Annotated in this window: 20 protein-coding genes and 2 pseudogenes; 13 read left to right on the forward strand and 9 right to left on the reverse strand. The window is 70.8% G+C overall.

Features of this window, described 5'->3' with window-relative positions:
• The first annotated feature begins 97 nt into the window (after positions 1-97).
• Positions 98-2,434, forward strand: coding sequence for a putative bifunctional diguanylate cyclase/phosphodiesterase (locus ACPPVT_RS01915; RefSeq protein ID WP_426564940.1), 2,337 nt, complete (start codon positions 98-100; stop codon positions 2,432-2,434).
• On the opposite strand, the gene ACPPVT_RS01920 is transcribed toward ACPPVT_RS01915, so the two are convergent.
• Positions 2,422-3,780 carry a DEAD/DEAH box helicase gene (locus ACPPVT_RS01920; protein WP_426564942.1) on the reverse strand — a complete coding sequence of 453 codons (1,359 nt, stop codon included), beginning with the start codon at positions 3,778-3,780 and terminating at the stop codon, positions 2,422-2,424. The genes ACPPVT_RS01915 and ACPPVT_RS01920 overlap by 13 nt on opposite strands.
• A 350-nt stretch (positions 3,781-4,130) precedes the next feature.
• On the opposite strand from ACPPVT_RS01920, the gene ACPPVT_RS01925 reads away from it, so the two are divergent.
• Together ACPPVT_RS01925 and ACPPVT_RS01930 are read left to right on the forward strand one after the other, a co-directional pair.
• On the forward strand, positions 4,131-5,603 hold the full coding sequence (locus ACPPVT_RS01925) for a sugar porter family MFS transporter (protein ID WP_426564944.1): 1,473 nt from the start codon (positions 4,131-4,133) through the stop codon (positions 5,601-5,603).
• Positions 5,604-5,740: 137 nt separating this feature from the next.
• On the forward strand, positions 5,741-6,181 hold the full coding sequence (locus ACPPVT_RS01930) for a hypothetical protein (protein WP_426564945.1): 441 nt from the start codon (positions 5,741-5,743) through the stop codon (positions 6,179-6,181).
• Positions 6,182-6,236: 55 nt separating this feature from the next.
• Here ACPPVT_RS01930 and ACPPVT_RS01935 read toward each other — a convergent pair whose 3' ends face one another.
• The 4 genes from ACPPVT_RS01935 to ACPPVT_RS01950 all read right to left on the reverse strand — a co-directional run bounded on the left by ACPPVT_RS01935 (position 6,237) and on the right by ACPPVT_RS01950 (position 10,320).
• Entirely contained in the window at positions 6,237-7,010 is a 774-nt protein-coding gene (locus tag ACPPVT_RS01935; RefSeq protein ID WP_426564947.1) for a 3-hydroxybutyrate dehydrogenase, read from the reverse strand.
• 198 nt (positions 7,011-7,208) lie between these two features.
• Positions 7,209-7,922, reverse strand: a complete 714-nt coding sequence (locus ACPPVT_RS01940) for a glycosyltransferase (RefSeq protein WP_426564949.1) — start codon at positions 7,920-7,922, stop codon at positions 7,209-7,211.
• Complete coding sequence (locus ACPPVT_RS01945; protein ID WP_426564951.1) at positions 7,922-9,304, reverse strand: PIG-L family deacetylase; 1,383 nt, start codon at positions 9,302-9,304, stop codon at positions 7,922-7,924. The genes ACPPVT_RS01940 and ACPPVT_RS01945 overlap by 1 nt, the downstream gene beginning before the upstream one ends.
• Positions 9,301-10,320, reverse strand: coding sequence for an acyl-CoA dehydrogenase family protein (locus ACPPVT_RS01950; RefSeq protein ID WP_426564953.1), 1,020 nt, complete (start codon positions 10,318-10,320; stop codon positions 9,301-9,303). Before ACPPVT_RS01950 ends, ACPPVT_RS01945 begins: the two co-directional genes overlap by 4 nt.
• An 867-nt stretch (positions 10,321-11,187) precedes the next feature.
• Between ACPPVT_RS01950 and ACPPVT_RS01955 the strand changes: the two are divergent.
• Positions 11,188-11,376, forward strand: a pseudogene (locus ACPPVT_RS01955) (matrixin family metalloprotease); the annotation flags it as partial.
• A gap of 92 nt (positions 11,377-11,468) precedes the next feature.
• On the opposite strand, the gene ACPPVT_RS01960 reads toward ACPPVT_RS01955, so the two are convergent.
• On the reverse strand, positions 11,469-12,053 hold the full coding sequence (locus tag ACPPVT_RS01960) for a peroxidase-related enzyme (protein ID WP_426564955.1): 585 nt from the start codon (positions 12,051-12,053) through the stop codon (positions 11,469-11,471).
• A 120-nt stretch (positions 12,054-12,173) separates the two neighbouring features.
• Here ACPPVT_RS01960 and ACPPVT_RS01965 point away from each other — a divergent pair, with 120 nt between their 5' ends.
• The 8 genes from ACPPVT_RS01965 (at position 12,174) to ACPPVT_RS02000 (ending at position 19,220) form a co-directional block, all read left to right on the forward strand.
• The gene (locus ACPPVT_RS01965) at positions 12,174-12,434 is read left to right on the forward strand and encodes an amphi-Trp domain-containing protein (RefSeq protein WP_426564957.1); all 261 of its coding nucleotides are present in this window, start codon (positions 12,174-12,176) and stop codon (positions 12,432-12,434) included.
• Between the two features lie 56 nt (positions 12,435-12,490).
• Positions 12,491-14,866 (forward strand): phosphoketolase family protein, encoded by a 2,376-nt coding sequence (locus ACPPVT_RS01970; protein ID WP_426564959.1) that lies wholly within the window; start codon positions 12,491-12,493, stop codon positions 14,864-14,866.
• Between the two features lie 3 nt (positions 14,867-14,869).
• A complete protein-coding gene (locus tag ACPPVT_RS01975) occupies positions 14,870-15,967 on the forward strand; it encodes an acetate/propionate family kinase (protein WP_426564961.1) in 1,098 nt (365 codons plus the stop codon).
• 186 nt (positions 15,968-16,153) lie between these two features.
• A complete protein-coding gene (locus ACPPVT_RS01980) occupies positions 16,154-16,612 on the forward strand; it encodes an SRPBCC family protein (protein WP_426564963.1) in 459 nt (152 codons plus the stop codon).
• A 206-nt stretch (positions 16,613-16,818) separates the two neighbouring features.
• Entirely contained in the window at positions 16,819-17,196 is a 378-nt protein-coding gene (locus ACPPVT_RS01985; protein WP_426564965.1) for an ANTAR domain-containing protein, read from the forward strand.
• Positions 17,197-17,267: 71 nt separating this feature from the next.
• Positions 17,268-17,516, forward strand: coding sequence for a hypothetical protein (locus ACPPVT_RS01990; RefSeq protein WP_426564967.1), 249 nt, complete (start codon positions 17,268-17,270; stop codon positions 17,514-17,516).
• A 243-nt stretch (positions 17,517-17,759) separates the two neighbouring features.
• Positions 17,760-18,455 (forward strand): GAF and ANTAR domain-containing protein, encoded by a 696-nt coding sequence (locus ACPPVT_RS01995; protein WP_426564969.1) that lies wholly within the window; start codon positions 17,760-17,762, stop codon positions 18,453-18,455.
• 63 nt (positions 18,456-18,518) lie between these two features.
• A complete protein-coding gene (locus tag ACPPVT_RS02000) occupies positions 18,519-19,220 on the forward strand; it encodes a GAF and ANTAR domain-containing protein (protein WP_426564971.1) in 702 nt (233 codons plus the stop codon).
• 99 nt (positions 19,221-19,319) lie between these two features.
• On the opposite strand, the gene ACPPVT_RS02005 is transcribed toward ACPPVT_RS02000, so the two are convergent.
• On the reverse strand, positions 19,320-19,457 hold the full coding sequence (locus ACPPVT_RS02005; RefSeq protein WP_426564972.1) for a hypothetical protein: 138 nt from the start codon (positions 19,455-19,457) through the stop codon (positions 19,320-19,322).
• 451 nt (positions 19,458-19,908) lie between these two features.
• On the opposite strand from ACPPVT_RS02005, the gene ACPPVT_RS02010 reads away from it, so the two are divergent.
• Complete coding sequence (locus ACPPVT_RS02010) at positions 19,909-20,184, forward strand: DUF7218 family protein (RefSeq protein WP_426564974.1); 276 nt, start codon at positions 19,909-19,911, stop codon at positions 20,182-20,184.
• 9 nt (positions 20,185-20,193) lie between these two features.
• Here ACPPVT_RS02010 and ACPPVT_RS02015 read toward each other — a convergent pair.
• Together ACPPVT_RS02015 and ACPPVT_RS02020 are read right to left on the reverse strand one after the other, a co-directional pair.
• Positions 20,194-20,476: pseudogene (locus ACPPVT_RS02015) on the reverse strand (hypothetical protein).
• A 225-nt stretch (positions 20,477-20,701) separates the two neighbouring features.
• Complete coding sequence (locus ACPPVT_RS02020; RefSeq protein WP_426564976.1) at positions 20,702-21,616, reverse strand: methyltransferase domain-containing protein; 915 nt, start codon at positions 21,614-21,616, stop codon at positions 20,702-20,704.

Here is a 21,616-nt window from a genome sequence, read left to right on the forward strand (position 1 = left end):
TCCCTTCACCCGCATGGCGTACAGGCGAAAACCCCCCAAGGGGTGCTGAAGCGTGCCACCATGTCGCTGGCACGTGGTCTGGGACGGGAGGGCGCCCATGGTCGACGGGTGGCGCGAAGCCCTCCAAGAGCCCACCGTCATGGGCTCCACGGCCGATGCTGAGCCACCGGCCGGTCGGTGGCTCAAGGCCGTGGTCGAGGCCCAGCAGCACATCGCCCGCTCCGGCCCAGGTGCCGTCGACATCGCCGTTGCGCTCGCCGAGGAGGCGCACCGCGTGCTCGGCTGCACCGTGCTGGTGCCGCTGCTGGACGAGGGTGGCCTGCGGATCGCGGCGGTGGCCGGCGATCCACCGCCCAGCTTGGGCGTCGGACGTCGCTTCGAGGTGCTGACCGCGCTGACCGAGCGCACGCTGCACTCCGGCGAGGCGGTGCTCTGCCAGGACACCAGCGGCGAGTCCTCGATCGCCCCCGAGCTGTTCAACATGCTCGGCATCCGGTCCGCGGCCCTCGCGCCGCTGCGCTACGGCGCGGTGTCGCTCGGCGTCGTGGTGGCGCTCGCTCCCACCACGCACGCGGTCAGCCAGGAGGACTGCGACGTGCTGTCCGTCCTGGCGTTCTCGGCGGCCCCGGCGATGGTGGGCTCGACGATCGAGACCGACCTGGCCGGCGAACGGCTCCGGTTGTCCGCGACGTCCACGCTGACCGGAGCCGGTCAGTGGCGCTGGGACGCGCTGACCGACGACCTGCAGTGGTCGCCCGAGATGTTCGCGCTGACCGGCCTCGACCCGGTGACGGTCACTCCCTCGCTGCGGCTGTGGGAGTCGATGCTGCACCCCGAGGACCGTCGGTACGACGACCTTGCGGCCGCCGTCGCCGCCAACCCGGACGGGCTGCTCGAGACGTTGCGGCTGCGCCACCCCGACGGCACCTGGCGCGAGCTGGTGGCCTGGTCCCGGGCGATCGTCGAGGGCGACGTGGTGACCTGCGTCTTCGGCGCGACCGTGGACGTGACCAGCCAGCGCGGGGCCGAGCGGGAGCTGGCCCGGCTGGCCGCCCGGGACGGCGTCACCGGCTTGGCCAACCGCAGCGTGCTGGACGACCTGCTGCGGCGCAGCCTCGCGACGCTGCCCCCGCCGTCCGACCTGCTCGACGACGTCACGCACGGCGACGTCGCTGCCGACCTGCCGGACGCTTTGGGCCCGTTGACCGCCGTCCTGCTGCTCGACCTGGACCGGTTCAAGCTGGTCAACGACACCCTCGGCCACACCGTCGGCGACGCCCTGCTGGTCGCGGTCGCGGACCGGCTGACCGCCGCGCTGGAGCTGCACGACGTCAGCGACTGCTCGCCGACGGTGGCGCGACTCGGCGGCGACGAGTTCGTCGTACTGCTGCCGTGGGTCGCCGGAGTCGAGGCTGCCTGCGACGTCGCCGGCTGGCTGCTCGAGGAGGTCCGGCACCCGCTGGTCATCGAGGGCCAGGACATGGTCTGCACCGCCAGTATCGGGGTGTCAGTTGCCTCGCACTCAGGTCGTTCGGGCAACGAGCTGTTCCGCGAGGCGGAGCTGGCGATGTACCGGGCGAAGTCCGCCGGCCGCGACGGCGTGGCCCTGTACGACGGCAACCTGCGGGCCGAGGCCGAGGCCCGGATGCTGGCCGAGCGCCGGCTGCGCACCGCGATCGAGCAGGACCGGCTGGTCGCGGTCTACCAGCCGATCGTGCGGCTGGACGGCGAGCAGGTCGTCGGCGTCGAGGCGCTGATGCGGCTGATCGACGACGACGGCCGGATGCTGCTCCCGGAGGGCTTCATCGACGTCGCCGAGGACACCGGACTGATCGTCGAGCTGGACCACCGCATGCTCGAGCGCGGCGTCGCCAAGCTCGCCGAGTGGATCGAGCAGGACGTGGACCTGACCGTGCAGGTCAACGTGTCCGCCCGCACCCTCGGCCTGCCCGGCTTCGAGGAGCGGGTGCACGAGCTGCTCGCGCAGTACGGCGTCCCGCCGACGTCGCTGCAGCTCGAGCTCACCGAGACCAGCCTGGTGCCCGGTGGCTCGCCGGCACAGGACGCGATGAGCCGGCTGGCCACGGTCGGGATCCGAACCGGTATCGACGACTTCGGCACCGGCTACTCGGCGCTGGCCTACCTGCAGGATCTGCCGGTCTCGTTCATCAAGATCGACCGGGCGTTCGTCAGCCGGCTGGACGGCACGTCCCGTCCGAGCGCCGTGGTGCGCGCGATCGTCCAGCTCGCCCACGCCCACGGCTACCGGGTGACAGCCGAGGGCGTGGAGAGCCAGACGCAGGCAGATCTGTTGCGGGACATGGGTTGTGACTACGCCCAGGGCTGGCTGTTCGGCCGCCCTGCGGTGCAGGGCCTGCCGCAGCGGACCTGGGGCGAGAACCGGCGCGGTGCGCCGGCCGGTCAGCGGGGCTGACGCGGCCCGCGCGGGGTCGCCTCGCGACGTCCGGACCGGGCGCCTTCGCGGTTGCCCGCGTGGCCACCCTCGCGACGGGGTCCGCCGCTGCTGCGACGTCCGGTGTAGCCACCCGGACGGCGAGCCGGCCGACGCGGCGGGAACAGGTCGCGCTCGGCGACCAAGATGCCGCTGGGGACGGCGCCCCGGGTGACCTGGAGCAGTGCGTCGTCGTGCGGGGTGACCTGCTCGGGGGTGGCGTCGACACCGGCCGCCGCGGTGAGCCGGTCGACCATCCGGCGCTGGTGCGGCAGCGCGAGGGTGATCACCGTGCCGGTGCCGCCCGCCCGCGCCGTCCGACCGGAGCGGTGCAGGTAGTCCTTGTGGTCGGCCGGCGGGTCGACCTGGACGACGAGGCTGACGTCGTCCACGTGGATGCCACGGGCCGCGACGTCGGTCGCGACGAGCACCGGGACGTGGCCGTCCTTGAAGGCGGACAGCGTGCGGTTGCGGGCGCCCTGGGCCAGGCCACCGTGCAGCGCGGCGGCGCGAACGCCCTGCTCGCGCAGCTGGCCGGCGACCCGGTCGGCTCCGAGCTTGGTGCGCACGAACACGACGGTGCGGCCCTCACGCGAGGCGAGCGCGGCGGTGACCGGAGCCTTGTGCGCCGGCTTCACCAGCCACACATGGTGCGCCATGGTGGTCACCGAGGCGGTGGCGTCGCTGGTGGAGTGGGTGACCGGGTCGTTCAGGTAGCCGCGCACCAGGGTGTCGACGTCGCCGTCCAACGTCGCCGAGAACAGCAGGCGCTGGCCGCCGGCTGGGGTGTGGTCGAGTAGCTCGGTCACGGCGGGCAGGAAGCCCATGTCGCACATGTGGTCCGCCTCGTCCAGGACGGCGATCTGCACCTCGGACAGGTCGCAGGCGCCGCGGTCGACCAGGTCGGTCAGCCGTCCCGGCGTCGCGACCAGCACCTCGACGCCGCGCTCGAGTGCGCTGATCTGCTTGTGGTAGGGCAGGCCGCCGGCGACGAGCTTGATCCGGACGCCGATGACGTGAGCGAGTGGCTCCAGGCTGTCGTGCACCTGCATGGCCAGCTCGCGGGTCGGGACCAGGATGATGGCCAACGGCTTGCGGGCGTTGGCCTTGCGGCCCTGCAGCCGGGCCAGCATCGGCAGGCCGAACGCGAGGGTCTTGCCGGAGCCGGTCTGGCCGCGGCCCAGGACGTCACGGCCACCGAGGGTGTCGGGGATGGTCGCGGCTTGGATCGGGAACGGCTCGGTGATGCCGTCGCGGGAAAGGCGCTCGACGAGCCGCTCGGGCAGGCCGAGGGCGGCGAACTTGTTGCTCAGGTCGGGCGTCGACACAGAGAGAACTCATTTCGTGACACAGGCGCGCGCAACCACTTGTGGTGGGCGTCGACGCCGGGCGCTCCAGGGGCACCCTCGGCACCGGGCGGCAGCAGGTCGCTGGCCGGCGGGGTGTCGGAGCGCCGAATGAAGCCTGGGGGCCGTCGTCCGCCCTGGTGACCCAGTGCGTTCGGACGGCGCGCGCCGACCCCTCAACCCTACCCGGCTCAGCTGGGTGCTTCGTACCGCGGCGACCGAGAGCCCGGTCACGCCCGGTGCATCGCAGGTGCTCGCTCCCGGTGGCCGACCGCTGCGGGTGGGCGTAGAAACGGTGGTGCGCACGTGACCTACGAGTCTGGAGTAGTCCCATGTCCGACCTGTCAGAGAATGCCGAGAACGGCTCCACGCAGCAGCTCAGCGAGCACCACGGCAAGGTGATCATGCTGTCCGTCGCCGCGGCGGTCGGGGGCTTCCTGTTCGGCTTCGACAGCTCGGTGATCAACGGCGCGGTCGACGCGGTGCAGAACAACTTCGGGCTGACCTCGTTCGTCACCGGGTTCGTGGTCGCGATCGCGCTCCTCGGCTGCGCGGCTGGCGCGTGGTACGCCGGACGGTGGGCGGACCGCTGGGGGCGCACCAAGGTGATGCTGATCGGCGCCATCCTGTTCTTCGCCAGCTCGCTCGGCGCCGGGTTGGCGTTCTCGGTGTGGGACCTGGCGTTCTGGCGACTGGTCGGTGGCGTCGGCATCGGCATCGCGTCGGTGATCGCGCCGGCCTACATCGCTGAGATCGCACCCGCGGCGATGCGCGGACGACTGGGATCGTTGCAGCAGATGGCGATCACCACCGGGATCTTCGTCGCGCTGCTCTCGGACGCCTTCTGGGCGAACACCGCCGGCGGCGCCAACGAGGTCATCCTCGGGATGCAGGCCTGGCGCTGGATGTTCCTGGTCGGCGTCATCCCCTCGCTGGTCTACGGCGTCCTCGCCGTGCAGATCCCCGAGTCGCCGCGCTACCTCGTCGCGACCGGTGAGCTGAAGCGGGCCGCCGACGTGCTCAAGCGGTTCGTCGGGATGAGTGCGCCCGAGCGCAAGATCGAGGAGATCCAGGAGACGCTGGACCGCGAGCACGCTCCGTCCCTGCGTGACCTGCGAGGTCCGGCGGGCAAGCTGCTGCCGATCGTCTGGGTGGGCATCGCGCTGTCGGCGTTCCAGCAGCTCGTCGGGATCAACGTGATCTTTTACTACTCGACGACGCTGTGGCAGGCGGTCGGGTTCTCCGAGTCCGACTCGTTCGTCATCTCGGCGATCACCTCGGTGACCAACATGGCGGTGACCGTCGTCGCGATCGCCCTGGTCGACCGGATCGGACGCCGGATCCTGCTGCTGTGCGGGTCGGTCGGCATGTTCCTCGCGCTGGGTGCGATGACGCTCGCCTTCACCCAAGCTGTGATGACCACCGCCTCGGACGGCTCGCAGGCGCCGCAGCTGGGCTCGCCGTGGAACGCGGTCGCGCTGGTCGGTGCGAACCTGTTCGTGGTGTCCTTCGGTGCGACGTGGGGTCCGGTCGTGTGGGTGCTGCTCGGCGAGATGTTCCCGAACCGTATTCGCGGTGCAGCCCTGTCCGTGGCGGCCGCGGCTCAGTGGTTGACCAACTTCGTGGTCACCACCACGTTCCCGCCGCTGTCCTCGTTGTCCCTCGTGCTCGCCTATGGGCTGTACACCGGCTTTGCCTTCCTGTCGTTCTTCTTCGTGCTGTGGAAGGTGGACGAGACGAAGGGCCGCGAGCTCGAGAGCATGACCGGTGAGGTGCGCAGCAGGCACGTCGCGGCGACCGGCTAACCCTCCGGCGCCCGTTCGTATTTATCGGCTGCACCCTCGGTCATATAGGCCGTGAGCGCGGAGTGCCCGAGTGCGTTCGGCGACCACGCGAACGGGGGCGAGGGCCGTCACCGAACGGATGCAAGGGGGAGCAAGACATGAAGAACTTCGTCAAGGCAGGCATCGCACTGGGATCCGCGTCGATCCTCGCGGGGGGACTGCTGGTCAACGGCGCGTCGGCCAGCAGCAGCGTCGCGAACGTTCCCGACGGACACTCCAAGGCGGTCGCCATCACGTCCAAGGCGCTGCCGCGAGTGTTCGCGGTCATCAACTCCAACGCCGCCGCGGTTCGCGGCAAGGGTCTGACCAGCAGCGTGAAGCTCAGCACGGGCACGTACGACGTGCGGTTCAACCGCAACATCAGCACCTGCGCGTGGACCGGCACGGTTGGTCTCGGCGGCTTCGCCGGGTCCACCGGGGCCGCGGAGATCACCATCACCGGCCGCGCCGGCACGACCAACGGGCTGTTCGTCACGACGTTCAACGGCACTGGAGCCCTGACCGACGAGCCGTTCCACGTCGTGGTCATCTGCTCGTAGACCAGCCGCGTCTGGCCCCGACGATCACGCAAGCACCTCGCGTGACCGGCCGGGGTCAGCGTGCGCTCCAACCCCCGTCGATCGTCCACGAGGCCCCGGTGACCATCGCCGCCTGCGGGCCGGCCAGGTACGCGACCACACCGGCTACCTCGGCGGGCTCGACCAGACGCTTGATGGCGCTCTCGGTCAGCAGCACCGTGTCCAGCACCTCGCTCTCGTCGATGCCGTGGATGCGTGCCTGCTCGGCGATCTGCTTCTCCACCAGCGCGGTTCGCACGTAGCCGGGGTTCACGCAGTTGCTGGTCACCCCGTGCTTGCCGCCCTCGAGCGCGGTGACCTTGGACAGGCCCTCCAACCCGTGCTTGGCGGCGACGTAGGCGGACTTGTACGGCGAGGCGACCAGCCCGTGCACCGACGAGAGGTTGACCACGCGCCCGAACCCGCGTTCGTACATCGCGGGCAGCGCGGCCCGGACCAGCAGGAAGGGCGCCTCCAGCATCAGCGCGACGATGAGGTGGAAGGTCTTGGGGTCGAAGTCCTCGATCGGCGCCACGTGCTGGATGCCCGCGTTGTTGACCAGCACATCGACGTCAAGGCTGAGGTCTGCGAGCGCATTCAGGTCGGTGAGGTCGACCTGCCAGGCCGTGCCGCCCAGTTCATCTGCCAGCCGTTGTGCAGCGTCGCCGTCCAGGTCCGCGACCTGCACGCGGGCACCGCGGGCAGCCAGCTCGCGGGCGCAGGCCGCACCGATGCCGCTCGCGCCGCCGGTGACGAGCGCGGTCCTGCCGGTCAGCGGACGGTCGTCCGGGGCGTCATCCGGGTTGGTCATCAGGCCTCCGTCGGGCGGGTTGACGCGTCCTGCGGATCGTCACCCGGCTCCTGGGGGCTGTCAAACGGAGCGGAGCTGCGATGCAGACGCCTCGCCTGGGCCGCAGGCTCCCGCTCTCGCTCAGCCCTCTTGTCCATCCGTCGTTCGTCCCGCGGTGGCAGCTGGATCTCCGTCTCCGCAGGCATTCCGGCCTTCTCGTCATCCGGCCGCGATGTCACGCAGGTCGGCCGCCACTCCCGCCGGCGTGCGCCCCAGCCGCCGGTCGCTCGTGGTCACCGGGCTGGCCGTCGTGGTGATGCAGCGCGCACCGGGCAGCTGCCGCACCGCAGTCGCCAGCAGGGCATCCTCGTGCGCGCTCACCGGCTGGAAACCGCCGCAGGCCAGGTAGGTGCTCGCGCGGACCCCGAGGTTGGCGCCGTGCACGTGCGGGTGGTCGTGGAGGCCGATGACCTCGACGTACCGCTCCCACCACGTCCTCGCGACCTGGTCGCGGGCAGTCGACGGCAGCCGAACCGTCCCCAGCACCAGATCGGCACCGGCGGTGGCCAGCGCGACCTGCGTGGCCAACCAGTCCGGCGGCACCCGGCTGTCGGCGTCCGTCGTGGCCAACCAGGTGCGCTGCGCCGTCTCGGGCCGAGCACTCGCGCCGAGCAGGTCGAGTCCGAACGTGGCTGCGGCATGCCGGGCCTCGCCGACCAAGGCACCGACGAGTGGCACCGCGTGCACGTGCGGCCGCCGCCGGACGACGTCCAGCGTCCCATCCGGGCCTGCGCCGGTCTCGACCGCCACCACGACGAGGATGGTGGCGGCCACCCGCCCGGCGGCGTCGTCCAGCGCGTCGAGGCAGCCCGGGAGCAGCTCTGCCTCCGCCTTGGCGGGCACCACGACCACCGCCTGGGTGGGGCCATCCATCACAGGACACCGGTACGTCGGGCGACGCTGCCGCCCGGAGGCGGCACGAGCACATCGAGCAGGAAGTCCTCCTCGATGTGCTGGACGAGCGAGGTCAGCCCGGTCCGGTCCCGCAGGACCTGGTGGACGTGGTCGCCCGGGGCCAGGTGGTCACTGGCCGGGTGACGCCAGTGGCAGATCGCCAGCACGCCGTCCGGGTCCAGGGAGTCGACGCACCTGCGGGCAAGGAGCGCGAGGTCGTGCGCGGAGCAGTAGTAGCCGATCTCGCTGAGCACCACGAGGTCGAACGCGCCCGGTGGCCAGTCGGCGGGCACGCGACCTCGCTGCACCTGCACGTTCGCCATGGCGCCGGTACGACGGCGAGCCTCGTCGACCGCCGCGGCGACGGGGTCCAGCGCGAGGACCTCGTCGCACCGCTCCGCGAGCGCCGCGGTGGTCATGCCGATCGAGCAGCCGGGCTCGAACACGCGCCGGAACCTCGGCCGCGGCAGGGCCGCCATCAGGAGCGCGCGCTTGCGTTGCTCGTACCAGCGCTCGGCCAGGCCCCAGGGGTCGGGTCCTTCGCGGTGGTACAGGTCCGTGAAGTACTCGGCGTCCAGCGAGCTCGGCGCCGGCGTCCGGAAGTACACCTCGTACGGCCGGTCGAAGTGCTCGAGCACGCCCGGAAGAAGCAGGGCCTCGTCGCCGGGCTGGTCCGACAGCGGCACCAGCTGGCTGACGTGTGCGCGCACCGCCTCGCGCTTGCGCCGGCGCGCTGAGTCCGGCAGCGGCAGGCGCGCCGCCGTCGGCCACGGCAGAGCGGGGTGGCCCGGGTCGGCCCAGTGCCAGGCCCACAGCGGGTACTCGAGCAGCTCGCAGCCGAGCTGCGCCGAAACTGCGACGGCGGCGGCGCCGACCGCCTCGTGATCCGGATGGCCGTCGCCTCGCCAGGGGCTGACCAGCAGCGGTGGTGCGCCGTCCGCGTCGAGCAGGCGACGGGCCAGGGCGACCACCTGCTCTGCCAACGTGTCCGGACGCCGGGACAGAGTGCCGTCCGGGAGGTCGAGCTCATGCAGCCGGGCGCCGGGATCCAGCCTGCGGACCGCCTCGCGCAGCTCGGCGCTGCGCCGCAGTGCCAGCTCGTCGGTGGACGTCGTCGGCGAGCCCGGGTGCGATCTCTCGCCCGCGGTGGCCACCACGACGACGACGCTCGCCGCGAGGGGTCCCGCGGTGGCGATCAGGCCGCCGGCACCGAGCGTCTCGTCGTCCGGGTGAGCGGCCAGCACCAGAAGCCTCCGGCCCTCGACGGCCCCGGCCAGGTCGGCTACGGGCAGCGCGTGCAGGACGGCACTTTCCTGCCAGCACCCTTCGGGTGTCCCCGTCCCGTCGTGGGTGAAGGTCACCACGACGTTCCCCCGGCGAGCAGCGCCGCGCCGAGTGCTGCGACGTCCCGCTCCGCGTGGTGCTGGCGCAGGTAGACGGTCAGGTCGGCCACCCGGCGGGCGTGGTTCTCGTCGCGGGTCAGCGGTGCAGGGCCGGTCGCGTGACCGGTGCGCTCCAGCACAAGCTCCGCGCTCTGGGCGACCACGGACCTCGTGCGCAGCGCGAGCAGGTCGCCGGCCGCACCCTGCGCGGCGCCGCCGTCGACCACGCCGGCTGCGTGCCGAAGGGCCAGCCGGGCGGTGTGCAGCGCGAGGTCGAGGGACCCGAGGTGCCAGCTGGCGAGCTGGTCGGGTGGACGCCGGTCGGCGGCCTCGCGCACCACGGCGGCGACGGCGAGCGCACCGCCCAGCCAGCAGGCCGCGACCCCGATCCCGCCGTGCCCGAAGCCCGGCCGGCGCAGGTACCAGCCCGTCTCGCCGACCGGTGTCGCGGGAACCCGCTCGAAGTGCACAGGACCGGACGGGACGTCGACCAGCCCCCGCGCGTGCCAGGCACCGGGCTCGACGTGGACCCCCGGATCGTCCAGCCGGACGGCGAAGAGCCGGCGCCCGTCCTCGACGTGCGCCGTGACCAGGGCATGGCTGAGCCGCCCGGCCAGCGAGCACCACGGCTTGGTGCCGTCCAGGACCCAGTGCCCGCTCTGCGCCGCGGCGTCCAGCCGGACGCCGGGTCCCTCTGCGGCGAAGACACCCCAGGTGTCCTGCGGCCCGGGCACCAGCGCGCCCTGGCACTGCTGGGCCGCCTCGGCCAGGATCGCGACGGCGTCAAGATGCGCCTCCGCCACCCGCGCGACCGTCAGGTCCCGCGCCGCGAGATCGACCAGCAGCTGCCAGCGCTGCGTCGTCCGGCCTGAGGCGGGCAACGGTGCCAGGGCGGAGAGCTTGGCCGATAGGCGGAGGGCGTGCTCGACGTCGGGCCCGTCGACCTCGGCGACGAGCTCGGACAGCTCGGGCGCCAACGGTTCATCGATCAGCATGCCGAACGGTCCTGCAGGACGCTGACGCTCACCGGGCACCTCCGTTTTCGCGGCTGCGGTCAGGTTCGCACCGGCCCGCGGAACCCGCGCGGCGAAGGCGTTTCGGCCCCGGAGCCGAGATGGCGCCGCCCCGTCCGACGCTGTAGCGCAGTGTCCCGAACGGAGCACTGCGCGCCCTCGGGGTCACACCACGTGACCCGCGCCGAGCCCACCCGGGTGATCCGTCGTCCGGACCCGCAGGATCGCGCCAGGCCGGCCGAACCGGCAACCAGATCCGCGCGCACGGACCCAGGCGTCGGCTGGTCGGTTCGCAGAGTCAGAGGGAAGAGGACGAAGTTGCAACGAGCGTCGAGGTTGGCCTTCACCGCCGTAGCAGCCCTGGCGGTCACGGCGGTCTTCGTGCCCCGCGCGCTCGCCGCTGGCGACGGTGCCACGTCCGGCCCGGACGGGACCGGGACGCAGGCTGAGCTCGGGGCTGCGCCGGTGGCGCAACCGGCTCCGCGCGGGCAAGCTGTCGTGGCCCTGCCCGCCGTCACCTCAGCCGCCAAGAACGCCGCTGCCGGCAAGTTCACGTTCGAGGAGTCGGGCACGTACGGCCCGGTGCGATGGAACCCCTGCAAGACCTACCGGTGGAAGATCAGCTTCAACCAGGCCGCGCCGGCCCGGGAGCTGGCCCGGGTCAGCGCAGCCGTCACGACGATGGGCTCCGCGCTGGGTATGCGTTTCGTGTATGCCGGCACCACCACCTTCGTCCCCGACAGCGCGAGCGTTCCCAGCTGGGTGCATGCCGACTTCGTGATCGCCTGGGCCAAGCCGGGCGAGGGCGCGACGCGCTCCAGCATGCTTCCCGGCGGCAGCACGGTCGGCATGGGCGGCTACGGCTGGTCGTCCGTGGCCGGCGGTTCGCGGATCGCCGAGCAGGGTGCGGTCGTCCTGGACACGGACGGCTACCGGCCGCTGTCCCCGACCCAGCGCACCGAGCTCCTCCTGCACGAGCTCGGGCACGCGTTCGGGCTGGGCCACGTCGACGACCGCCGCCAGGTCATGTCGCCCGGCATCCACCACCCCGGGCTGGCCAGGCTCGGTGCGGGTGACCGTGCCGGGCTGGCCGAGCTGGGCCGCAGAGCCGGCTGCCTGCCGCTAGCGGGTCAGCCCACGGGGCGGCCGACGACCATGCTGTCCAGCAGGTCCGGCGCGAACGTCGCGGCGGTCTGCGAGTCCAGCTGGGTGCCGAGCCCGTCCAGGACGGCGGTGAAGAAGCACCGCGCTGCCGCCGCGAAGACGACGTCAGCGACGTCGGCGTCGGACAAGCCGACCTCGCGCAGCCGGTCGACGTCCTGCTGCTCGACCGACGAAGCGTCCACCGCGACCTTCGCCGCGAACTCGTAGACGGCGCGGTCCTGGGGTTCGAGCCCGGCGCCGTCCGGCCTTGCGGCGATCGACTCCATGGTCACCGCGTCACCGCAGACGTCGCGCAGGAACTTCGAGTGTGCCGCGGTGCAGTATGTCGAGCTGCGAGCGCGGGCGGCCGCGATGGTCGCGATCTCGAAGCGCCGCCGGTCCATCCCGTCGCGGACCGCGGAGTTGAGTGCGGCCCAGGCCTGCGCGACGTCCGGTCGGGTCGAGAAGGCGGCTGCGTAGTTGGGCAGGAAGCCCCAGGCCTTGCGCTGGCTGCCGTAGTAGTCGGCGAGAGGACCCTCGGCGGCGTCCTCGTTCACGCTGGAGATGAACATCCGACCATTCTGCTCCCGTGCGGCAGCCTCGGCACAGGGCTCCGGTCACCCCCTGCGGGGGATGCCTGCGCATTCGGGTCGGGCCGAGGATGCCCACAACGACACGAAGGAAGGCTGACCATGGCGAAGGACGACAGGGATGTCGAGCGCTTCTACTCGGTGCCAGAGCTCGTCGCGAAGCTGCGCCGCCTGGCCGATGCGCTGGAGGCCGACAAGCCGTTCCGGATCCAGATAGCCGGCGAGCGGATCTGGGTGCCGGTGCGAGCTCAGTTCTCCATCGAGCACGAGCGTGAGGACGACGAGGAGGAGATCGAGTTCCAGTTCACCTGGAAGCTGGATCCACAGGCGGACGTCGAGTCCGACGACGCGCCCGTCGTGTAGGGCGGGGGCGACGTCGTGCAGTGGCGCTTCGCCCGGCCGGTGGGGACGATGGCCCGATGACCGAGACGACGGCTGCCGGCCCGAGCGAGCTCGAGAAGGTCGACGCCTACTGGCGCGCCGCGAACTATCTCTCGGTGGGGCAGATCTACCTGCTGGACAACCCGCTGCTGCGCGAACCGTTGCTGGCCGAGCACGTCAAGCCGCGCCTGCTCGGTCACTGGGGTACGACGCCCGGTTTGAACTTCGTCTACGCGCACCTGAACCGGGCGATCCGGGAACGGGACCTCGATGCGATCTACGTGACCGGGCCGGGGCACGGCGGCCCCGGTCTGGTCGCCAACGCGTACCTGGAGGGCACCTACAGCGAGGTCTACCCGCACATCGGCCAGGACGAGAGCGGGCTGCGCGCGCTGTTCCGGCAGTTCTCGTTCCCGGGCGGCATCCCGAGCCACGTCGCTCCGGAGACGCCGGGCTCGATCCACGAGGGCGGCGAGCTGGGCTACGCGCTGGTGCATGCCTACGGGGCCGCGTTCGACAACCCGGACCTGCTGGTGGCGTGCGTCATCGGCGACGGCGAGGCCGAGACCGGCGCCCTGGCCGCGAGCTGGCACAGCAACAAGTTCCTCAACCCGCGCCGGGACGGCACGGTCCTGCCGATCCTGCACCTGAACGGGTACAAGATCGCTGCACCCACCGTGCTTGCGCGGATGCCGGAGTCGGAGCTGCGCTCGCTGCTGGTCGGGTACGGCCACCAGCCGTACTTCGTGGAGGGGGACGCTCCGGCGGCGATGCATGCACTGATGGCGCAGACGCTCGACCGGGTGCTCGACGACATCGAGGGCATCCGCCAGCAGGCCTCGGACGGCTCGGTGCAGCGACCGCAGTGGCCGATGATCGTGCTGCGCACCCCGAAGGGCTGGACGGGCCCGAAAACGGTGGACGGCAAGCAGGTCGAGGGAACGTTCCGAGCCCACCAGGTTCCGTTGTCACAGACCAGGACCGACGACGCGCACCGGGCCCTGCTCGAGGAGTGGATGCGCAGCTACCGCCCGGGCGAGCTGTTCGACGACGCCGGCGCACTGGTCACCGAGCTCCGGGCGATGGCGCCGTCCGGGCAGCGTCGGATGAGCGCCAACCCGCACGCCAACGGCGGTGTGCTGCGCAGAGAGCTCACACTGCCGGACTTCCGGGACTACGCCGTCGACGTCGAGGAACCCGGCGCCGACACCAGTGAGCCCACCGCGGTGCTGGGCACGTTCCTGCGGGACGTCGCGGCGGCCAACCCGACGTCCTTCCGGGTGATGGGGCCGGACGAGACAGCCTCCAACCGCCTGCAGGCGCTGTTCGAGACGACCGCCCGCACCTGGCTGGACGGGATCCAGGAGGGCGACGAACACCTGGCTCCTGACGGACGGGTGATGGAGGTGCTGAGCGAGCACCTGTGCCAGGGCTGGCTGGAGGGGTACCTGCTGACCGGCCGCCACGGGCTGTTCAACTGCTATGAGGCCTTCATCCACATCATCGACTCGATGTTCAACCAGCACGCCAAGTGGCTCAAGGTCACCCGTCAGATCCCGTGGCGGGCCCCCATCTCGTCGCTCAACTACCTGTTGAGCTCGCACGTGTGGCGTCAGGACCACAACGGCTTCTCGCACCAGGACCCGGGTTTCGTCGACCACGTGGTGAACAAGAAGGCCGAGATCATCCGGGTCTACCTGCCGCCCGACGCCAACACGCTTCTCTCCGTGGCCGACCACTGCCTGCGCAGCACCGACTACGTGAACGTGATGGTGGCGGGCAAGCAGCCCACGCCGTCCTGGCTGGCGATGGACGACGCCATCGCGCACTGCGCCCGCGGCCTGGGCGTGTGGGGATGGGCCGGCGCCGAGGCGCCCGGCCAGCCGCCGGACGTCGTGCTGGCCTGCGCCGGCGACGTGCCGACACTGGAGACCGTCGCGGCAGCGGCGCTGCTGCGAAAGCACCTGCCGGACCTGAAGGTGCGGGTGGTGAACGTCGTCGACCTGATGCGGTTGCAGTCGGCCTCCGAGCACCCGCATGGCCTGTCCGACAGGGAGTTCGACGGGATCTTCACTGCCGACCGGCCGATCATCTTCGCCTACCACGGCTATCCCTGGCTGATCCATCGGCTCACCTACCGCCGCAACGGGCACGGCAACCTGCACGTCCGTGGCTACATGGAGGAAGGCACCACCACCACGCCGTTCGACATGGTGATGCTCAACGACCTGGACCGGTTCCAGCGGGTCGTCGACGTGATCGACCGGGTACCCGGACTGGGCGAGCGCGCAGCCGAGCTGCGTCAGCAGATGGTCGACGAGCGGCTGCGGCACCGCGTCTACACCCGCGAGCACGGGGACGACCCGCCGGACGTCAAGGGCTGGCAGCTGCCGGACGACGACGTGCAGGCCTGAGCCGTGTCGAGCGTCCTGGTCGTCAACGCGGGATCGAGCAGCATCAAGCTGCGGCTGCTCGGCGACGACGACGAGGTGCTGGCGACGTCCGACCTGCAGGCGGATCGGCGCGGGTTCGACGAGGACGGCCTCCGCGCGTTTCTGCACGACCGCCGTCCGGACCTCGTCGGCCATCGCGTGGTGCACGGCGGTGAGCGGTTCACCGAAGCGGTCCTGCTGGACGACGACGTGGTCCGGGCTCTGGATTACCTGACCGAGCTGGCCCCGCTGCACCAGCCCGCCGCGGTCTCCGGGGTCCGTCATGTGCGCGAGGTCATGCCCGGCGTCCCGTCCGTCGCCTGCTTCGACACCACGTTCCACGCCAGCCTGCCTCCGGCGGCTTCGACGTATGCCCTTCCAGCGGCCTGGCGCGGGCGCTGGCCGTTGCGCCGCTTCGGTTTTCACGGACTCTCGCACGCGTACATCGCCCGACGCAGCGCCGAACTGATGGGGACGGCGGGGGAGTCGCTGCGGGTGGTCAGCGCCCACCTGGGTGCGGGCGCCTCGCTGTGCGCCATCGCCGGCGGACGCTCGGTGGACACCACCATGGGCTTCACGCCGTTGGAGGGACTGGTGATGGCGACCCGGTCCGGCAGCGTGGACCCAGGACTGGTGCTCTGGCTCATCCGGCAGGGCGGCCTGTCGGCCGCCGAGGTCGAGGAGGGCCTCGAGCACGACTCGGGGCTGAGAGGGCTGACCGGCGAGCCGGACGCCGCCGCGCTGGTGGACGAGGCCGGTCAACCGGTGTCGGACATCGCGGCGCTGGCGCTGGACGTGATGACGCACCGCCTCGTCGCCGCGATCAGCTCGATGACCGCGGCCATGGGCGGTCTGGACGCCCTGGTGTTCACGGGTGGTGTCGGGGAGAACCACGCCGCGCTGCGCGCCCGGACCGCCGCCAGGTTGACCTTCCTCGGCGTGGCCATCGGCCAGGCGGCCAATGTCGCGGCCTCGTCGGATGCCGAGCTCAGCGCCGAGGGAGCGGACGTCCGCACGTTCGTCGTCGCCGCCCGTGAGGACCTGCAGATCGCCCGGGAGGCAAGAGCTGTCCTGCAGAGCTAGCGCCCCGCAGGCGAGGAGGTCAGCGCCGGCGATGGCGTCCACGCTGCTCGAGGTGGCTTCGAGCATTCCAATGACTGCGGGTCGGCAAGTCGGCGTCGAACGGATAAACTATCCGGGCCATGAAGCAGGCCGTGGCGGTCCCGGTGCGTGACGGGGCCGCAGAGGGGACTGTGTTAGGAGCCGATCGTGGCCATCAGTCGTCGCACCGTGTCGGTGCAGTCCGAGGTAGCCGTAGACGCCGACGAGGCGTACCACTTCTGGAACGACCGGTTGGCGTACCCGCAGTTCATTCCTGGGCTGGAGTCGGTCGAGATCATCGATGCGGTCTGGAGCCGCTGGTCGGTGCTCGGGCGAAGCGATCCCATCGAGGTCGAGACGACCGACAACGTGCTGCACCAGTACGTTGCGTGGCGGATGCGCGATCAGCACGGCGAACGCGTCAGCCTGTGGGTCGAGCCGGGCGCCGCGGAAGCCTCAGCGCTGCTGCGGCTCGAGATCTCGTGGCGTCCCGAGCCGGACGCGCCGCCGGTGACCGCGCAGCTGCAGCGGGCGCAGACGACTCTCGACCGATTCCACACTTTTCTGGCCAACGAGCTGGAACGTCAGCCTGCGGGTGTCCGGGAGAGCTCCATGAGCGAAGGCTGATGCAGCGGCTTCGCTCTGAGGTGCGCTGGTGACGATTAGCCGATAGACCCGTTCAGGCAGGGAGGCTCGAGACCACGGGCGTCCTGTCCCGTGTCTACGGCGCGGGGGTGGGGCACCGGACGCGTCGGGTGCCCCACCGCTCGTCTACCGGCCGTCCAGCCGGCGGGCGGACGACCCGCCGCCGCCCGGCGGCGGGATACCAGTGGATGGATCTGGCTGAGGAGTCGGCGCATCTACGCGAGGCCCTGATCAGCCGAGAGAGTATCGACGAGGCCAAGGGCATCATCATGGCTATCCGCGCTTGTACCCCGGACGAGGCGTTCGCCGAGCTCGTGCGAGTGTCGTCGCACCACAACGTCAAGGTCCGCCAACTGGCGGCGGCAATGGTGACCTGCGCTGCCTACGATCGGGACCGGATCGCCCGGGTGGCGTCCGAGCTCCCCATCGCCGGCATCGTCTACAACGAGTGGTCCCGGTTCCTTCCGTCGGCGGGTGCACAGCCGGGCTGCCATCTCGGGCACCCCTACCGTCGACACGGCCGCCTTCGGCCACAGGGCCTGCAGAAGCTATTGCGGTCGGTTTGACTCGTGTGCTCCACTATGTGAGACGTGGTCGAGCCTGCTGCCACCGATCCCTTTGACGGACGGAGCCGGCCATGACCACCTTTGATTCCCGCCCCTCCCAGCTCGGCCTCGTCGTCAGCGAGCAGAGCCAGCACGCGTTGCAACGACTCCTGGCGGGCGCCTACGCGGAGCGGTTGTCGTGCCTGCGCTGCGATGCCTCGGATGACGAGCTCGCGGAGAACGCCGCGCTGATCGCCGAGCTGGAGCGCCGGTACCGGTCAGCACGAACGTCCGCCGCACCACTGGTCGTGCTCAAGGACCCCGCCCACTACCTCGGCTGAGGGTCCACCGGGCCTTCCCTGCTGCCTCCGGCGATCGTGCTGCCCCACGGCAGGTCGTCCAACCGCCCTCGATGGGCGACCAGGGTTGCGGCGACCTCGCGCTGTTTGTCGTCCTCGATCGTGGGTGATCGGGCGCACTGAGGGGCGCGCGACCGCAGCGGCGTCCGGTCGCGCTTGCGCCTAAGATGGCCGCAACTCGAATGGCCGAGGTCGAGGATCCCGGTCTGTCCCGCGGAGGTCGCCGTGACCGATCGGTCGGTCCTGCTCTCGCGTCTGGCAGCGGCGGTCGCGCGCGCCCCGCAGGACGACCCGCTCACCTGGCGGGTGTGCCAGGCCGCCAAGGAGCTTCTCGGCGTCAGCGGCGCGTCGATCACGCTGGAGAACAGCACCCCGAACCGGCTCACCTTGTGTGCCACCGACGAGCGGTCCAACGAGCTGGAGAACCTCCAGGACATCCTGGGTGAGGGGCCGTGCCGCGACGCCTTCGACCTCGACGTCACGGTCGGGACCGCGCTCGACCGTTCCGCGGCCGAACGTTGGCCGCGCTTCGTGCCGGCGGCCGCCGAGGTCATCGGTCAGCAGGGCAGGCTGTGGTCCGTCCCGATGCGCTCGGGTGGCCAGGTGATCGGCGCTGTCAGCATGTACAGCCTGCACGACGGCGTGCTCGCGGAGTCCCCGGACGACGTGCAGTTCCTTGCCGACGCGGTGGCCGTCACGTTGGTCCGCGACCCCCTCTCGACGACGTCACCCGGTGACCCAAGGGACTGGGGCAGCCGCTCCCAGGTGCACCAGGCAACGGGCGTGCTCATCGGCCAGCTCGGGATGAACCCGGACGACGCGCTGGCGATCATGCGCGCCTACGCCTTCGCCCAAGGAGCCCAGCTTGGGGACGTCGCGCGCGACATCATCGCGCGTAGGATAGACCTGTCCGGCACTTGATCAGCCGAGGGCGAGTGCGATGCCCCCATGAGGAGGCAGCATGAGCCCCACGGGACTGCGATCATGACCACGGCCGCCGGCGCGCTCGCTGCCGCGACGGCTTCCCTGGTGGTCAGGCACGACGTGGTGGGCACGATGTCGGCCATGGTGGAGGACTGCGCGGAGGTGATCGGCGCGCAGGCGGCCGGGTTGATGATCGCCGACGGCGAGGGGCCGCTCGAGGTGCTGGTCTCCAGCCCGCGCGCAGCGCGAGATCTCGAGATGTACGAGCTCCAGGCGGGAGAGGGTCCGTGCTTGGACGCGTTCAGCTCGGGCGTCGCCGTGCAGGTCGTCGGGAGCGACGAGCTGCTCCGTCGCTGGCCGGTCTTCGGTCGGCAGCTGGTGGACAGCGGGCTGCGTTCGGTCTGCGCGTGTCCGTTGCGGTGGCGCGGTGTCACGATCGGAGCGCTCAACGCGTTCCTCGAGACGCCGGATGGTCTGTCCGAGGATCAGCAGGTCGTGCTGCAGGCGTTCGCCGACGTCGCGACCATCGCGGTCGTGCACGCCGGGATGCCGGACCTGCCCGACCTCGGCGCACTGACGCACGCGGCGCTCGAGGCGCGGACGGTGGTCGAACAGGCAAAGGGCGTCCTCGCCTTCCAGCGCGAGGTCTCCATGGACCAGGCCTACGACCTGCTGCTGCATCAGGCCTGCGAGTGGGGGGACCCGCTCGAGGACACGGCTCGCTCCATCATCGACTCGGCGGTCCGAGGCAGGAGCCGCTGATTCGCTGACCGGTTCCACCGCACGTCCAGGATGCGCGTCGGGGCCCCGGCCAGGCGAGATCGCACTCGTCCAGGTGGGCGGTGAGACTCAGGCGCTTGCTCAGGGGCTCTCTCCTTCTGGGTTCTGTGGCACCGCGGAAACCTCGGGAAGGGACGGCGGAGTCGGCGGGTCGACGCCCAGCGCGCCCTCGCTGTCGTGGTCCGGATCGCCGTAGCCGTCTCGGCATCTCGTCGTCATGACGCTCCACCCTCGGGAGCCCGTCGTCTCTGCGCAGGCTCAACGTTGACGCCGCCTGCTGGACGTCCTTCCTCCACCCTGCCCTGAGATTCGAACCCGTGCATCTCGAGGATCACCGAGCCGGCGCCTCGCGGATATTCGTTGCGCTGCAGGGTAGATGGAAGGCGAAGGGGAACGAGTGCGCACCGGCAGGATGAGGAACGGATGACTCCCGTCCAGCTCTGAAGGTCAACCTTCGACGTGCGGGTGCCCGGGGGCGGGGCCATGCTGTAACCAGTGGTCAAGCCGTCGGCCTTCCGTCAGGTCGATGCCAGGAGTGAGCAATGGCCACAGTCCCGTGCCAGCAACCGTCGTGAGGCGTGCGAAGAGCGTGCGCGGCCTGATCCGTAGGACGTCCCGACGCCTCGGCGGCCTCAGGCCTGTCATGCACCACCGAAGGAGAGGACCAGTGATGGTGACCAAGCAGCGCGACCCCGGGCCGAGCGTGAAGGACAAGGGGCTGTACGAGGACCTGCGCGAGGAGGGCAACAGCAAGGAGAAGTCCGCTCGGATCGCCAATGCCGCGGCCAACACCTCACGCAAGGCGGTGGGCGAGAAGGGCGGCAAGTCAGGCTCGTACGACGACTGGACCGTCAAGGACCTGCGCAAGCGAGCTGGTGAGATCGGCATCGACGGCCGTTCTAAGATGTCAAAGGCTGAGCTGATCAAGGCGCTACGCAACCACTGAACGCTGACCTCAGTCGGATGCCTGCTCCCGCGCGCGCATCTCGGCCTCGTAGACATGACGTCGGCCCAGCATCAGCTTGTCGCGCGGGGTGCGTTCGTACTCTCGGAAGACGAGCGAGTAGGAGTCGTCGTACTCCTCGACCACGTTGTACGTCCACCGTCCGGGTAGCACGTTCTTGCCCACGAGGTGCTGGTCGAACGCGTCGGCCAGGTCGCTCGAGCGCCTCCGTCACCTTGCCCACGGCGCTCACCGTCGCGTCGTTCAAGTTCTGCGGTCGAACGTGTTCGTCCATCGTCACGACCCCTGGACGTTCTGCCTTGCTGCACAGGCCGATACGGACACTAGCTCCGTTCGCAGCGGCTCGCAGTGCGATCTCTGCGCGACAGGGGGAGGCTGAGAACATGGACATCGCAGACACCTCACATGGAACCGATCAATCGCTCGCCGAGGACGAGGCCCAGGCGGCGACCCTGCTGGCGAAGGAGCAGCTGCAGGAGATCGTCACCGATCTTGCGCGCTACGGGCCAAGCCGAACCGAGGCGGACCTGCGCCTTCGGCTCGAGGTCGCGATCGCCGAGGCCGGGCTGCCCGAGCAGCCTGCGCGCTGGGTCGAGGCGGTCGCGATCGAGGCTGCGGCCGGCCGGATCACGGTGCTGGACGCCCGCTTCACCGTGGAGTGAGCGACGTCCGTCGTCTTGGTCCCCGTGACGAGCGCGAACCCGATGCCGGCGCCCATGTCCTCGAGCATTCGCGTGACCGGACTGTCCTGGTCCTGCTCAAGTGATCGCGACCAGATCAGCCAGTCCTCGCTGCCGCCCTCCTGCATCCGTGCCGTGACGTCGTCGAGCATCCCGCTGAGCGTCCAGTGCCTCGCCCACCAGCCAGGGGAGTGCCAGGCCGCAACCTCCCATCCGAAGAGGTCGGTGACGCACACCGGCGGCGCGGCCTCGTACGGGTCCTCGCGCAGTGCCGGGGTGCTCATGCCCAGCGAGCCGGCTGGCTTGAGGACCCGAAGCAGTCTCGGAAGCAGGTGGACGTCCGTGCCGAAGTACTCGAACGCGTCCACGCTGAGGATCGCATCGAACTCGCCGTCACCGAACGGCAGGTCGAGAACGGTGCCGTGCACCGGAGTCACCTGGGCTGCCACCCCCGCTGCCTCTAGGTTCGTGCGTAACTCCGCTTCGCTCACCCACAGGTCGAACGCCACGACCTCGACCCCGAGCTCCCTGGCCAGGAAGACCGACGTCGCGCCCTTCCCGCAGCCAAGGTCCAAGACCCTCTGGCCAGGCCGTAGCCTCATCTCGGTGAGCAGGTCCTCCAGCTGCCACAACGGATTCGGACCCATCTCGAGGTCCACGATCCAACGAGGGTCGTACTTCGAGGACAGCGGGTACCGGTCCGGACGAAACAGGCTCTCGATCGAGGTCGGCAC

It is taken from the genome of Angustibacter sp. McL0619 (assembly GCF_049994355.1).
In the GTDB taxonomy this organism is placed as follows: domain Bacteria; phylum Actinomycetota; class Actinomycetes; order Actinomycetales; family Angustibacteraceae; genus Angustibacter.